We start from the raw sequence: 15,130 nt of genomic DNA, 5'->3' as shown, positions 1-15,130 counted from the left end.
CGGCACAGACCGGGGCCCACAGGGATCGCGTGGCGATCAATACTCGTAGCGCAGGCCGACCAGCCAGAAGCGTCCGAACTGCTCCAGCTCAAGCACGCGGTTGCGCTGGCCCTGGAAGCGGCGCTGTTTCGAATCGGTGATGTTGTTGACCTCGCCGAACACCTGCCAGCCGCTGCCCACCTGGTAGCTGGCCGAGAAGTCGAGCAGGGCGCGCTCGTCCCAGAACACGTTGAAGTCGCGGTCGGAGACGTCGAACTCCTGGATGAACTTCGAGCGCAGGTTGTAGGCCAGCCGCGCGTTGAAGCCGTACTTCTCGTAGAACACCGCGAGGTTGACGTTGTCGCGCGAGGTGCCCGGCAGCTCGGTCTTGCCGATGCCAAAGGGCAGTTCGGCCTCGGAATCGGCATAGGTGTAGTTGGCGTACACGCCGAGGCCGTCGAAGGGCGATGGCAGTCGGTCGAAGGTCTGCTGCCAAGCGAGTTCCAGGCCGGTGATGCTGCCGGACGTGCCGTTCTCGGCGCGGGTCAGGCGCAGCGCGTCGTCGCCACTACCGAGCAGCGAGTTGACCACGAAGATCGGGTCGTCGAGACGTTTGTGGAAGGCGGCCACCGACAGCAGACCCAGCGGACGCAGGTAGCGCTCGAATGAGACATCGAGGTTCTGCGAGTAGGTGGCCTTCAGGTCCGGATTGCCGGCCTCGGCCTCGCGGTCGTCGTCGCTGATGACGAAGCGCGGCACGGTGTTGGTGTAGTTCGGCCGGCTCAGGCCCGTCGAGTAGGACGCGCGCAGGATCGAGTCGGCGTCCAGCTCGTAGCGGACGTGCAGGCTGGGCAGCAGCTTGTTGTAGTCGCGACCCACTTCCTGCAGCACCGCTTCGTCGGCGTCGAGGTCGTAGAGGAAAGCCCGGCCGGAGGTCTCGGTGCGCTCGAAGCGCAGGCCGCCGACCAGGCTCAGCGCATTCCAGCGCGCGTCGAGGCGGGCATAGGTGGCGTAGATGTCCTCATCCGCGCTGTAGTCGTTGACCGTCGAGTCCACCACCAGCGGCAGCAGGTTGGCGTTCTGCACGGTGCTGCCGAAGCGCTCGAAGATGTCGTTGCAGAGCACGCGGCCGAATTCGAAGCGACCGAAGTTGTTGGACACGCGCGGACACAGCAGGTCGGCATAGGCCGGCGTTCCGGCGGCGACCGCGTTGCGGTTGCGGTCGTCGTTGCTCTGCTTGTCGCGCAGTCGCGCGCGCGCGCCGAACTTCAGCTCACCGCTCTCGCCCAGCCAGCCCTGCTCGCGCTGCAGGTCGAGCTTGAGGCCGGTTTCGTTCTCTTCGGCATCTTCGAAGCGCTGGTTGTAGCGACGGAAGCCATAGAGGTTCTCGGCGAGGTTGATGCCCTGCTGACGGGTGCTTCCGTCGGCGTTGAGGATCGTCCACACCGGGAAATCCGGGTCGCTGTAGTCGTAGCGCAGCGGCGGCCGCAGGGTCGAACGGAAGATCCACTGCTGGCGCGCCGGGATGTCGAACTTGCCCTGGCTGCGGCTGGCCTGCCAGTCGATGCGGTTGTCACCGAGGTAGTGCTCGCCGCCGAGGTTCAGCGTGCGGATGCGCTGTTCCTGGATGCGCTCGCGAAGCTCCTTGTCGAAGGTGGCGCGGCCGGCGACGCCGCCGGTGTCGCTGCTGCCCGCATCGTGGCGCTCGTACTCGATCAGGAAGGTGTTGCGGTACTCCTTGTCCCGGTACTTCGAGGCGGTGCCGATGGCGTACAGCAGGTGGTCCTCGTTGATCCGCGCGTCGAAGCGGGCGGTCAGGCCGGTGCGGGTGCGCTGGCCCTCGTAGTCCTTGATCTCGGTGAGTTCCGGCAGGATGCGGCCGTCGTCCGCGCGGAAGAAGGCCGTCTCCACATTGTCGGTGAAGCGACCGGCGCGGCTGCCCGAGGCCGCCAGCAGCAGGCCGACGTTGCCGGCCTCGCCGAAGCGCGTGCCGACCGTGATATTGGCGCGGTCGTTGTCGCCGTCGCCCAGCTCGTAGCGGCCGGTGGCGGCGGAGGCCCGCAGGGTGGTGCCGTCGCGGTCGAGCGCGCTCTGGGTGACGATGTTGATCTGGCCGGCGATCGCGTCGCCGTCCATATCCGGCGTCAGCGCCTTGGTGACTTCCAGCGCCGAGATCACGTCGGCCGGAATCGTGTCGAGCTCGACCGTGCGCCGCGCGGCGTTCGGCGCCGACAGCGGCACGCCGTCCACCGAGACGCTGGTGAACTCCAGCGGGGCGCCGCGCACGTTGACGTAGCGGCCTTCGCCCTGGTCGCGCTCGATCGACACGCCGGGAATGCGCTGTGTCGATTCCGCGAGGTTGGCGTCCGGGAAGCGGCCCAGCAGGTCGGCTGACACCACGTTCTTGTAGTTCTCCGAACTGCGCTGCAGGTTCAGCGCCAGGGCCTGGCTTTCGCGGGTGGCGCGCACTTCGATCTGGTTGAGGCTGGTCTCGGCAGTGGTGCTGCTCAGACGCACTTCGGCAGCGACGCCGCGGCCCTCGGCCAGCTCGACCTCGAAGCTCTGCGGCGCGTAGCCGACGAAGTCCACGCGCACCGTGTAGCTGCCGGGCGCGAGACCCTCCAGACGGAAACGGCCCTCGCGGTCCGTCGAGACCACACGCCCATCGACCTGCACGCGCACGCCCTCGAGAAAGTAGTTGCGTGCCGCTTCGCGCACGCGGCCCGACAGCCCGCTGGCGGTGCTGGCTTCGAGCTGCACCGCCTCGGCGGGCTGCGCATGCAGCACGCTGGCGTTCACGGACAAGCCCAGCGCGATCGCGCAGGCCAGCAGGGCAGGGGACAGACAGGGCGTGCGCATGGCGAGGCCTTCAGCGGCTGTTTAACAAGCCGCGCACTTTCGGGGCGCCGCATTGCAGGGGTATGACGGCCCGCACGCGGCGAAAGTCCGCACCGGAATATTCATCGCTATATCGCGATGAAAGGATTGACAGTGCCCGGAGGCGACGGCAGACTGCTGGCCAGCCATCAAGACCGGCAGAGGGACAGGCCCTTTGAAGCCGGGGCAACCTGCAGGCGCGCCACGCGCCCAGCAGGTGCCAAATCCTGCGGCAGGCGCGCGTCCCCACCGACGCGCGCAGCCGGAAGATGGGCATGTCGTGCAGGGTTTCGCACCCGCCGCCATGAATCGCTTCCGACCCTGCCTCCGGTCTTGATGGATCACCGTCCACCCGGAGCGCGCCATGTCCCTTGCCTCTGCCGAAGCCTGCGCACCTGCGCACAGCGAGCCCGACTGTTGCGGGCTTGAACTGAATTCACGTCTGCCCGTGGGCGGACAGCACAGCTTCGAGCTCGATCTGGAGATGCGCCATGCCGGGCCGCGCCGCGTGCGCCTGCATGTGGAGTGGAGCGGCGATCCGCAGCTGCCGGCCGTATGGGTGGCAGGCGGCATCAGCGCGCATCGGCACGTCTGCGCGAACCAGATCGATGCCCAGCCCGGCTGGTGGCAGGAGCTCATCGATGCGCATCCCGCGCTCGATCCGCAGCGCCACTGCCTGATCGCCTGCGACTGGCTGGGCGCCGAGGGCGACATCGATGCGCCGATCAGCAGCGAGGATCAGGCGGCTGCGATCGCGCAGGCGCTTGATCTGCTGGGCGTCCGCCGCCTGCACGCCTTCGTCGGCGCCTCCTATGGCGGCATGGTGGGGCAGGCCTTCGCGGCGCGCTGTCCGCAGCGGCTTGAGCGACTAATCTGCCTGTCGGCGGGGCCGCGCCCGCATCCGTTCGCCGCTGCCTTCCGCGCCCTGCAGCGGCAGGTGGTGGCGCTGGGGCAGCTGCAGTGCGCCGACCAGCTCGGTCTGTCGCTGGCGCGCCAGTTCGCGATGCTGAGCTACCGCAGTCCGGCTGAATTCGCCCAGCGTTTCGATGCGCCGACCGAACTCAGCAACGGACGCGCGCGCAGCGCCTCCGAGGCCTATCTCGCCAGCTGCGGCAGTCGCTATGCCGAACGCTGGAGCGCGACCGCCTTCCTGCGCTTGTCCGAGTCGATCGATCTGCATGCGATCGATGCCGCGCAGATCCGCGTGCCCACCCATCTGCTCGCCGTCACTGGCGACTGGCTGGCGCCGCCCGAGGATCTGCAAGCCTTCGCTACCGCCATCGGCGCGCCCGCGCAGTTCGAGTGCATCGACTCGCTGTACGGCCACGACGCCTTCCTGAAAGAAACCGACCGCGTGGGTGCGCTGATCGCGCGCGCCCTGTCCGCCCTACACGCCAACGAGGTGTACTGATGAGCCGCCACGCCCCTGCCACCGTCGCCGCGCGCGCCGGCATCGATCGCGACCCGGCTTTCGGCGCCGTGGTGCCGCCGCTGGTGCTGTCGACCAACTTCAGCTTCGCCGGCTTCAACGAGAAGCGCGAGTACGACTACACCCGCAGCGGCAATCCGACCCGCGACCTGCTGGGCGAAGCGCTGGCGGAACTCGAAGGCGGCGCCGGCGGCGTGGTGACCGCCAGCGGCATGGCCGCAATCACGCTGGCCCTGGCCCTGCTGGAACCGGGCGATCGGCTGGTGGTGCCGCACGACTGCTACGGCGGCAGCTGGCGCCTGTTCAACGCGCTGGCCAGGAAGGGCCACTTCGAGCTGGTGGTGGCTGATCTGACCTGTCCGCGCCAGCTGGCCGAGGCCCTGTCGACGCCGCCCAAGCTGGTGTGGATCGAAACCCCCAGCAATCCGCTGCTGCGCATCACCGACCTGCGCTTCGTCATCGAAGCCGCGCACCGCGCCGGCGCACTGGCCCTGGTCGACAACACCTTCCTCTCGCCGGCGATCCAGCGGCCGATCGAGTTCGGCGCCGATCTGGTGCTGCACTCGACCACCAAGTACATCAACGGCCACAGCGACGTCGTCGGCGGCGCGATCGTTGCGGCCACGCCCGAGCTGCACCAGCAGCTGACCTGGTGGGCCAACTGCCTGGGCCTGACCGGCAGCCCCTTCGACAGTTTTCTCACCCTGCGCGGCCTGCGCACGCTGGAGCCGCGCCTGCGCTGCCACGTCGAGAACGCGCAGGCGCTGGCCGAGCTGCTGGATTCGCATCCGTCGGTGAAGGCCGTGCACTACCCGGGTCTCGCCAGCCATCCCGGTCACGCGCTGGCCCTGCGTCAGCAGAAGAACGGCGGCGCGATGATCTCGTTCGAGTTGGACGGAGGCGAAGCAGCGGTGCGCGCCTTCCTGGAGGGGCTGCAGTGCTTCACCCTGGCCGAATCGCTGGGCGGCGTGGAGAGCCTGATCGCGCACCCGGCGACCATGACCCATGCGGCGATGAGCGCGGACGCGCGCGCGGTGGCCGGCATCGGCGATGGCCTGCTGCGTCTGTCGGTGGGGATCGAGGCGGCGGCCGATCTGGTCGCCGATATCGCTGCGGCCCTGAAGCGTGCCGAGCGCGCGCAGGCGGCGTAGGACCAGCAGGGCGGGCGTCGATGCGGTGAGGCGGGCGCGGTCCTCACGGTGGGCCAGGGCCCACCCGATGGGGCGACGCAGTGACGCGAGGGTCGAGCCTATGGTGGGCCAGGGCCACCCTAAAACAGATCGACGCCGCCGGTGCCCATGTCGGTCTGCGAGACCGGCTTGTGCGGCATCGGCTGCCAGTTGTCGCGCAGCTCGCGCAGGCGGCGGTGCAGGTCGTTCAGCGCTTCGAGCTTGCGGTGGCTGCTGGCGCCGGCGCTGGAAGACAGCAGCTGCTGCAGGCCGGTCGCATCGCGGTTGATCGCCTCCAGCCGCTCCAGATGACGCTCGGCTGCGCCCAGGGCCTGGGTGACGATGTCCTCGAACTGCAGCGAGCGCACGGCTTCCGAGACCGACTGGTCGATCACCCGCGCGCTGCTGGCGACTTCGTTGATGCCGGCGGCGAGGCTGTCGTTGATCGCTTCGACCTGCGAGAACAGCTTGGCCGCCTCGTTCTTGGCCTGGGCCGAGCGGCTCTGGTCGCGGGTCGCCATGTTGGAGACGGTGTCGCGCACCTTGTGCACCGCGTCCTTCGAGCTGTTCGCCAGCTTGCGGATCTGCTCGTTGAAGCTGGTCGAGCGCTCGGACAGGCTGCGCACCTCGTCGGCGACCACGGCGAAGCCGCGGCCAGCTTCGCCGGCGCGGGCGGCTTCAATCGCGGCATTCAGGGCCAGCAGGTTGGTCTGGTCGGCGATCGACTTGACGTCCTCCAGCAGCGAGAAGATGCCTTCGAGGTGCTGGGTCATCGCATCGATGTGGTTGACCGTGGCCGAGCTCTGCTCGCTGACCTGCTCCAGCGCCGAGGTCAGGTCGCCCATGTGGCGGCTGGCTTCCTGGGCGAAGCGGCGCACGTCGATGGCGTTGGACTCGCCGCTGCGGTCGACGATCTTGGCCAGCGTCTGGGTCTGGTGGCGTGCTGTTGCGTTCATGGTCTGGAAGCTGTCGGCCAGCTTGCCGATCGACTGGCTCAGCAGGGCACGGGTGCGCTGGATTTCCTGCTGGCTGCCGCCGACCTCGCGACTGACGAACTCGCGCAGCTCGCCAAGCAGCTGCTCCTGCTCACGCAGCAGGCGCGACTCATCGGGCGACAGCGCGAAGGCGTTGCGCGAGAACCACCAGCCGAACGCGCCCCAGGCCAGGAACATCGTCGTCATCAGCGCCAGCTCGAAAGCCAGCGGCCATTCGATGAACTGCGCGACCACGTGCGCGATGCTGAGCAGCAGCGGGGGAGCGATTCGGATCAGGATGCCGGTCTGCATTGCGGTGTTCCCTTGGACTCGTGCTTCTATCGGCCGCTGTCCGGCCGGGCTTGAGCGATGCGTCTGGACCTCGTTCGCGGAGGCCTATGTCCAGCACTGCTGCAATGCGCGTTCCAGACGCGCCCGAGCGGCCGCTCAGGCACTGTCGCGCGGGCCGCGCTTTGCTTCGTCGGCGGCCAGCTCCAGCAGGCGGCCGGCGATCCGGTTCAGCGGCAGGATCTCGTCCACGCCGCCCAGCTTCACGGCTGCTCCGGGCATGCCCCAGACCACCGAAGTGGCTTCGTCCTGCGCCACGGTGGCGATGCCGAGCCGGTGCATCTCCAGCATGCCGGCGGCACCGTCATTGCCCATGCCGGTGAGGATGGCGGCGACCGCGTTGCGGCCGGCAGCCTGGGCAACCGAGCGGAACAGTACGTCGACGCTGGGCTTGTGGCGGCTGACCGGGGCGTCGTCGCCGATCCGGCACAGCCAGCGCGCGCCGCTGCGCTCAACGCGCAGGTGGTAGCCGCCGGGGGCGATGTAGGCATAGCCGGGCACGACCTGCTGGCCGTCCTCGGCCTCGCAGACGGCCATCGGCGAGCAGCGGTTCATGCGCTGCGCAAAGGCGCGGCTGAACTCGGCCGGGATGTGCTGGGTGATGACGATGCCCGGCGCGTCCGGCGGCATCATCTCCAACACCACGCGGATCGCTTCGGTGCCGCCGGCGGAGGCACCGATCGCGATCAGTCGATCGGTGGTGCGGAAGCCGGCGGCACCGCGCGCTTTCGGGCGCTCGGCGCCGCGCGCAGGGGCGCTGCGGGCCTGCACCTTGGCGCGAGCGGCCGACTTCACTTTCGCGGCCAGCTCGCCGGCGTATTCCGTCAAACCTTTGGCGACTTCGAGTTTCGGTTTCGTCACGAAGTCGACAGCACCAAGGCTCAAGGCATCCAGCGTGACTTCGGCGCCGGACTCGGTCAGCGAGGACACCATCACCACCGGCATCGGCCGCAGCCGCATCAGGTTCTCGAGGAAGGTCAAGCCATCCATCCGCGGCATCTCGACGTCGAGCGTGAGCACGTCGGGATTGAGCTGCTTGATCATCTCGCGGGCGATGAAGGGATCCTGGGCCGCACCGACCACTTCGATGTCGGGGTCTTCGCCCAGCACACGGGTCAGCACCTGGCGGACCAGGGCGGAGTCATCGACGATCAGTACTCGAATGGCCATGTCAGTCGAACAGCTCCACGCCACCAGCCCTCGGCTGCTGCTTCAGCTGGTTGCGGTAGGCGATTTCCTCGGAGGCGATCGCAGTGTCGTGCGCATGCGGCAGGCGCCGCACCAGCACCTTGCCGGTCGCAGGGATGTACCAGACCTTGCGCGGGTGGATGCTGCCCAGATCCTGGGCCACCACCGGGATGCGCTCGGCCTTCAGATAGGCGATGACGAACTCGGCGTTGCGGGTACCGACCGGATTCACGGTGAAGCTCTTCAGCACGTTGCCGCCGCCGAACACCTTGGCCTCCAGACGCTCGCGGCGCGCGCCGGCCTTCAGCAGCTCGTTGATCAGCAGCTCCATCGCATAGCTGCCGTAGCGCGCCGAGGTGTCGTCGGAGTCGCCGCCGTCGGGCAGCATGAAGTGGTTCATGCCGCCGATGCGCAGCACCGGATCGCGCATGCAGGCGGCGACGCAGCTGCCCAGCACGGTCGACAGCGCGATGTCCTTGGCGGTCACCACGTAGTCGGCCGGCATCAGCTTCAGCGCGTCCATCTGCAGCTGCACGTCGTAGTAGGGCATGGGGCCCTTGACCTGGCGCGTGCCCGCGTTCATGCGGATGCTCCGGCGCCGGCTACAGGCACATAGATCGTGCGGCCCAGATTCTTGAAGAGGTCCGCAGCGTGGAAGAAGCTCTCGCTGTGGCCGGCATAGAAGAAGCCGCTCGGCTCCAGCAGCGGCTTCATCCGCGAGAGGATCGCCCGCTGCGTCGGCTTGTCGAAATAGATCATCACGTTGCGGCAGAAAATCGCCGCGAAGGTGCCGGACAGCGGATAGCGCGCGTCCAGCAGGTTGAGCGAGGAAAAGCTCAGCAGCTTCTTGAGCGCGGGATTCACCCGGACCTTGCCGGCGTTGGCGCCGACGCCGCGCTGGAAGAAGGTCTTCTTGCGGATCTCGGCCATGCGCTCCAGGCGCTCCAGCGGATACACGCCGCGCTCGGCGGTCAGCAGCACCTGGGTGTCGATGTCGGTAGCGATGATCTCGACCGGCGGCGTCAGCGTGCCGAACGCTTCGCAGGCGGCGATGGCGATCGAGTAGGGCTCCTCGCCGGTCGAGGCCGCCGAGCACCAGATCCGCACCTTGCCGCCGCTGCGCTTCATCTGCGGCAGGTGCTCGCGCAGGTGCTCGAAGTGGTGCTCCTCGCGGAAGAAGCTGGTGAGGTTGGTGGTCAGCGCATTGACGAAGCTCTGCCACTCGTCGCCGCCTTCGCGTTCCAGCCAATCGAGGTAGTCGCCGAAGCTCTCCATGCCCAGCGCGCGCAGGCGCCGCGAGAGCCGGCTGTACACCATGTCGCGCTTGCTGTCGGCCAGCGCGATGCCGGCGCGGGCATGGATCAGGCTGCAGACGCGGCGGAAGTCGCGTTCGGCGAACTCGAACTCGCGCTGGCCCTGGGTGTGCTCGCTGCTCATCGGACCTCGGATCGGCTTGCGCGCCGCCGCGGGATGGCGAGGCGCGGAAGCCGTGCAGCAAGCCGCGTGCCGAACTGCAACGGCGGGATTACGCCGCTCCCAGCGCCCTCGGATGGAGCGCGCCAGGGAGGACCACTCACAGACGGAAGCGCGCCACGCTCCGGTTCAAGGTATCCGCCTGTTCCAGCAGTACGCCTGCCGCCGCGGTGGCCTCTTCAACCAGGGCTGCGTTCTGCTGAGTGGCTTCATCCATATGCGTGACCGTGGCGCTGACCTGCTCGATGCCGGCGCTCTGCTCGGCGGATGCCGCGGAGATCTCGGCCATGATGTCCGTCACCCGCTTCACCGAGGCGACGATCTCGGCCATGGTGGAGCCGGCGGAATCCACCAATTGGCTGCCCGTGCCGACGCGCTCGACAGTTTCGGAGATCAGGCCCTTGATCTCGCGGGCGGCGGCAGCCGAGCGCTGTGCCAGCGTGCGCACCTCGCCGGCAACCACGGCGAAGCCGCGGCCCTGCTCTCCGGCGCGCGCGGCCTCCACGGCGGCGTTGAGCGCCAGGATATTGGTCTGGAAAGCGATGCCGTCGATGACGCCGATGATGTCCTCGATCCTGCGCGACTGCTGGTTGATCTGGCCCATCGTGTCGACGACCTGACGTACCACCTGGCCGCCGCGTTCGGCGACGTCGCCGGCGTTGATCGCAAGCTGGTTGGCAGAGCGGGCGTTCTCCGCATTGCCGCGTACCGTGGATGTCAGTTCCTCCATGCTCGCGGCGGTCTCCTCCAGCGCCGCGGCCTGCTGCTCGGTGCGCGCGGAGAGATCGGCGTTGCCCGCGGCGATTTCGTCGGCACCGCCGCGCACGCGGCCGGCACCGGCCTGGATCTGCTCAACGATGTCACGGAGCTGCTGGACGCTGGCATTGCCGACCCGCTGCAGCTCCGCGAAGCGCCCCTGGAAATTGCCCGCCATACTGACTCTCAGGTCACCTTCAGCGACGCCGGCGAGCAGGTGCGTGACGGCCTCGACGCCCGCAGCCGTGGTCGACATCAGACGGTTGAGGCCCTCGACCATGCTGCGAAAGCCAAAGCGGAACAGTTCTTCCTTACCGCGTGCGTCCAGTTCGCCTCGCGCGGCGGCATCACCGAGGCGTGTGATCTCGCGCTCGATCAGCTTGAGGCTGTCGCGAACCGAATCCATGGTGATCGAGATTTCCTCTTCTTCACCCGGCAGGCGGTCCATCGACTCGCGGAAGTCTCCGCTGGCGTAGGCGCTCGCCACTTCGACGATGCGACGCTTGACCGCGATGTGTGAAGCGACAAGATCGTTGACGCCCTTCGCGATAGTCCGATACGCGCCTTCGAACTGCAGATCGTCGATGCGATGGCTCACATTGCCGAGCTGGTGCTGTTCGAACATGCGCTGCTGTTCGACAGCAAACCGGTTCAGGACGCCCGTGACCTTGGTCAGCTCGTTGGCGATCCCCTGCAGCTCGTCGCGGGACTGCAGATCAATGCGCTCAGGAAACTGCCCGCGCCCCAGCTCGCCGGACGCCCGCGACAGCCCGCGAAGCGTGGCGGAGAGCGAGCGCGTGAACCCGAAGAAGAAGTACATCGTCAGGCTGACGCCTGCGGCGATCGACAGCACGGTGATCCAGAGGTTGCGACGGTATCCGGCGAGGCGTGCAGTGAGCTCCGCTTCGAGCAGGGCATGCGCGGCACGATGGCTGGCGTCAAGCGGGGCGACCGCCGCAGTCGCACGCTGTGTCGTGAGTGGATTTGCCCCGGTGGTCCGGAGCGCTGCACGGAGCCCTTGATAGGCTGCGCCGAGGTCGGCGCGCTCGGCTGCGCCGCCCTCAAGCACCGCCTGCATGCCTGCGTCCAGACGCAGCGAGTACAGCTGCACCAGCCGAGCCGAAACCGCGCGCTCGGTATCGGCATCCGCACCCTCGACGGTGGCGAGGTGGACCAGCTCGGAGCGGATCTGCGGAAGCAGGGTGACGCTGGCGTACATCAGCATGTAGGTGTCGAGGACTGGGTCCAGCGTCAGATTGGAGCGGTCGGCAATGGCCTCCGAGTAGCGCACGATCTCCTGCGCAGCGGCGCGGTACTGTTCGGCCTCCGCTGCGGAAGCGCCGGCCATCAGGGGGTCCAGCGCTGCTTTGGCGGTGCTCCAGTTGGCGTCCATCCCCAGCGGCTGCCCGCTGCCGTTGAGCCAGGTCTGGTTCGCGAGCGAGGCCGTACGCCACTGCTCCGAGGCGCCGGCGAAGTCGCCGCGCTGATGTCGCTCCAGTGCCTGCAGCATCTGCAGCACGATGGGTTGCGCAGCTGCACCCTGCAGTTCCGAATCGACGAAGGCGATGTCCTCGCGCAGCGCGGGCACCAGCAGCATTGAAAGCGCGAGCACGACGGCAACGAAGACGCTGCCAATCAGCATGAGCTTGTGCCTGAATCCGAGCCGGTCAATCAGGCGGGCTGCCGGGCGTACGGCGTGGTAGACGATAGGGTTGAGGGGTTTCACGCGGTGAGCTTCTCGGCAGTTGCGAGTGTCGCGCGCGCTCCCGGCGCAGCGGCAGTCAGGTCTCTGGTGCGACGCGTCCTGCATCGCTGGGGTTGGCCCGTTAGGCAGTCGCCGGGTGAGCGTCCCGACCGGACTTGGCGACCGTCGAACGCCGTCTGCGCTGCGCGCTGTGCGAAAAGCTTTGAATGCCGCCCGGCGCGATGCGCGCAGGCGCAGAGCAAGTTGCATGCCGCGACCTTGCGCCGGAATCGCCCCGGGCAAACGCCGGTTCCAACGCAGAACGGACGCCGAAGCGCCCGTCCTGGTGTGATCTCGCGATGCCTGCCGCCGCTCAGAATTCGGTCCACTCCATGTCATCGCCGGAGGGCGCGGCGGCCGGTGCGCCGCGCGGCACGGCCTTCGGCACCGGTCGCAGGGTGCTGGCGGCGCGCGCCGTGCCCGCCTTGGGTGCACTCGCTGCGGGCTTTGTCGCGGGCTTGTTCGCCGATGGCGAGGGCGTGTTGCCCGGCTTGCCCGCGGCCTGGCCATCGGCCTTTGCCGCCGGCTCACTGGCGGCAGCGCTGGGCGACGCGCCCGGCGCGCGCAGCGGCGCGGCGGCGCGTGCGCCCGCCTGCGCAGCGCTGAGGCGGAAGCGCGAGACCGACTCGGCCAGCGCCGCCGCCTGGTCTTCCAGCGCACGCGCCGAGGCCGAGGCTTCCTCGACCAGGGCTGCGTTCTGCTGGGTCACTTCATCCATCTGGGTGACCGTGGCATTGACCTGCTCGATGCCGCTGGACTGCTCGGCCGAAGCGGCCGAGATTTCGCCCATGATGTCGGTGACGCGCTTCACCGAGGTCACCACTTCGGCCATGGTCTTGCCGGCCGAGTCGACCAGGCTGCTGCCTGCAGCGATCTTGTCCACGGTGTCGCCGATCAGGGTCTTGATCTCCTTGGCCGCACCGGCCGAGCGCTGGGCCAGCGAGCGCACTTCGCTCGCGACCACTGCGAAGCCGCGGCCCTGCTCGCCGGCGCGGGCGGCTTCGACCGCCGCGTTCAGCGCGAGGATGTTGGTCTGGAAGGCGATGCCGTCGATCACGCTGATGATGTCGACGATCTTCCGCGAGGCCGCGTCGATCTCGCCCATGGTCGTAACCACTTCGCCGACCACCGTGCCGCCCTTCTCGGCGACTTCGCCGGCGCCGATCGCCAGCTGGTTGGCGGACCTCGCGTTCTCGGCGTTCTGGCGCACGGTCGAGGTCAGCTCTTCCATGCTGCTGGCGGTTTCCTCCAGCGAGGCCGCCTGCTGCTCGGTGCGCGCCGACAGGTCGCTGTTGCCGGCGGCGATCTCGCGCGCCGCGGTGTTGATGCTGTCGGTCGCCTGCTTGACCTGGCCGATCAGTTCGCCCAGCGACTTGACCGTGCTGTTGGCGGCCTGCTTCAGCGCGTCGAACTGGCCGCGGTACTCGGCGCTGACGGTTTCGGTCAGGTCGCCGCGGGCGAGGGCTTCCAGCACCCGCCCGACGTCGCGCAGACCGGCGTCGCTGACCGACATCAGGCTGTTCAAGCCTTCGATCATGCGGCGGAACTCATGCTGGAACTGGTTCGCATCGCCGCGGGCGCTGAAGTCGCCGGCATTGGCCGCACCGACCAGACGCTGGATCTCGGCGCTGATCGCGGCGAGATTGGTCTTGGTGGTGCGCATCGCGTCGGTGATGCGCTTCTTTTCGCCGGGCAGCTCGGGCATGTCGGTCGAGAGGTCGCCGATGCCGTAGCGGCCCATCAGGTCGACTGCCTGCATTTGTACCTGGATATGCCCCGCCACAAGTTCATTGGTGCCTTCCGCCAACGTGCGGTACTCGCCCTGGAAGGTACCCGCATCGATGCGGTGGCTGATCAGACCGGCAGCATGCTGATCGGCCATCTCGGTCTGGGCGCCGGCAAAGCGGCGCACGGCGGTGCTCACCGACTCCATCGCGTTGGCGATCTGTCGCATCTCATCGTTCGATCGCACGTTCACCCGCTCGCGGAACACGCCGTTTGCGAGGTCATTGGCCGAGGCCGCGATCTCGCGCACCGCGCGGCCCACGCTTTGGGTGAAGCCCAGGAACAGATAGCCAGCGAGCAGCAGGGCGATCACGATGGCGCCGATGACCAGGGTGCGTTCGGTGGTCAGCGCCGACAGGCGCGACTCGATGCGCGCCTTCAGCAGCGGTTCGACGAGATCCAGCATTGCGTAAACCGATGCGTCGGCCGCCTGCCCCAGGCTGAGAAGCTCGGTGGTCTCCATCTCGATCTCTTCCGCATCAAGCAGCCCCTCCTTCATCGCGGTGCTGAGCGCTTCAAAGGAGGACTGGAGGCCCTCAAGGCTGGTTTTGACCGCAGCGAAGTCCCCACCGAGATTGTTCACGGCGCCGGCAAGATTGGCGAGCGCCGTCTTGATTTCGCGATCCGAGCTGGTCAGGTCAATGCGGTCCTCTACCCAGACGGCCCCGCCGTCGATCACCAGGTTGCCCAAGGCGCGGATCCTCAGTGAGCGATCCAGCAGCGCCGGGGTGTGCTCGGTCACGATTTCGCCCATCAGCAGCGTCGCCTCGTCGTTGTCGAGGAACAAATCGCTGGCGATACTTAGGGCGGCGAACGTGCCGCGTACCTTTTCGATCAGCGCCATGTCGCGCTGAACGATGGTGTTGATGTCGTCCGATTCCTGGGTAGCTTCGGCAGCGGCCTGTTGCATGGCTTCCAGTGCGGCGGTGAGCCGAGGCTCTTCCGGCAGTGCCGCAGAGTCGCGCACCAGGGCGGCGACCTGATCGCTGATCTCCTGACGCAGTCGCGAGGCCTCGCTCAGCGACTGCGCATCACCGCCCAGCCCCCTTCGTGCAGCGGCGGCATGGCCGGAGACGTTACGGATCAATGAAATCGCCCGCGGAAACAGGGCTTCGCCTGTCTGCACCTGCTGCAGGTGGTTGACATCGCGGTTGATGTTCTGGACCAAAAGGATCGCCAGCACGATCGAGACGGCCACAAAGACCGCAGCAATCAACATCAGCTTCGAGTTCAGGCGCAGGCGATCCATAAAGCGGGCCGAGGGCGCAGTGGCGACTTGCAGCAGTTCGAGTGGCGTCATGGGGATGGCTCGGTCAGACAAAGGGGCCGCGCGAACGGCGGACAGGCGTCGCCTTCACCCGGTGCAAACGATGTGCCGATGTCGGCGACGGTCGGTCGGCGCCTATGC

9 protein-coding genes and 1 riboswitch are annotated in these 15,130 nt (G+C 67.9%); of the genes, 2 read left to right on the top strand and 7 right to left on the bottom strand.

Annotated elements, in window-relative coordinates; translation table 11 throughout:
* Positions 1 to 36 precede the first annotated feature (36 nt).
* A complete protein-coding gene (locus Q0654_RS05945) occupies positions 37 to 2,838 on the bottom strand; it encodes a TonB-dependent receptor (RefSeq protein ID WP_298851518.1) in 2,802 nt (933 codons plus the stop codon).
* Positions 2,839 to 2,999: 161 nt separating this feature from the next.
* Positions 3,000 to 3,132, top strand: a riboswitch (SAM riboswitch).
* An 88-nt stretch (positions 3,133 to 3,220) separates the two neighbouring features.
* Here Q0654_RS05945 and Q0654_RS05940 point away from each other — a divergent pair.
* A complete protein-coding gene (locus tag Q0654_RS05940; protein ID WP_298851517.1) occupies positions 3,221 to 4,267 on the top strand; it encodes a homoserine O-succinyltransferase in 1,047 nt (348 codons plus the stop codon).
* The gene (metB, locus tag Q0654_RS05935) at positions 4,267 to 5,436 is read left to right on the top strand and encodes a cystathionine gamma-synthase (RefSeq protein WP_298851516.1); all 1,170 of its coding nucleotides are present in this window, start codon (positions 4,267 to 4,269) and stop codon (positions 5,434 to 5,436) included. Before Q0654_RS05940 ends, metB begins: the two co-directional genes overlap by 1 nt.
* A gap of 119 nt (positions 5,437 to 5,555) precedes the next feature.
* Here metB and Q0654_RS05930 read toward each other — a convergent pair whose 3' ends face one another.
* The 6 genes from Q0654_RS05930 to Q0654_RS05905 form a co-directional block, all read right to left on the bottom strand.
* On the bottom strand, positions 5,556 to 6,740 hold the full coding sequence (locus Q0654_RS05930; protein WP_298851514.1) for a methyl-accepting chemotaxis protein: 1,185 nt from the start codon (positions 6,738 to 6,740) through the stop codon (positions 5,556 to 5,558).
* A 135-nt stretch (positions 6,741 to 6,875) separates the two neighbouring features.
* Positions 6,876 to 7,946, bottom strand: coding sequence for a chemotaxis response regulator protein-glutamate methylesterase (locus Q0654_RS05925; RefSeq protein ID WP_298851510.1), 1,071 nt, complete (start codon positions 7,944 to 7,946; stop codon positions 6,876 to 6,878).
* A 1-nt stretch (position 7,947) separates the two neighbouring features.
* Positions 7,948 to 8,514, bottom strand: coding sequence for a chemoreceptor glutamine deamidase CheD (gene cheD / locus Q0654_RS05920; RefSeq protein WP_298851622.1), 567 nt, complete (start codon positions 8,512 to 8,514; stop codon positions 7,948 to 7,950).
* Between the two features lie 29 nt (positions 8,515 to 8,543).
* Positions 8,544 to 9,401 carry a CheR family methyltransferase gene (locus tag Q0654_RS05915; RefSeq protein WP_298851508.1) on the bottom strand — a complete coding sequence of 286 codons (858 nt, stop codon included), beginning with the start codon at positions 9,399 to 9,401 and terminating at the stop codon, positions 8,544 to 8,546.
* A 136-nt stretch (positions 9,402 to 9,537) separates the two neighbouring features.
* A complete protein-coding gene (locus Q0654_RS05910; RefSeq protein ID WP_298851620.1) occupies positions 9,538 to 10,818 on the bottom strand; it encodes a methyl-accepting chemotaxis protein in 1,281 nt (426 codons plus the stop codon).
* Between the two features lie 1,432 nt (positions 10,819 to 12,250).
* On the bottom strand, positions 12,251 to 15,022 hold the full coding sequence (locus Q0654_RS05905; protein WP_298851506.1) for a methyl-accepting chemotaxis protein: 2,772 nt from the start codon (positions 15,020 to 15,022) through the stop codon (positions 12,251 to 12,253).
* Between the last annotated feature and the right edge of the window lie 108 nt (positions 15,023 to 15,130).

Source organism: uncultured Aquimonas sp. (assembly GCF_937888285.1).
Classification (GTDB): Bacteria; Pseudomonadota; Gammaproteobacteria; order Xanthomonadales; family Xanthomonadaceae; genus Aquimonas.
This window is presented reverse-complemented; position numbering and strand designations above follow the sequence as displayed.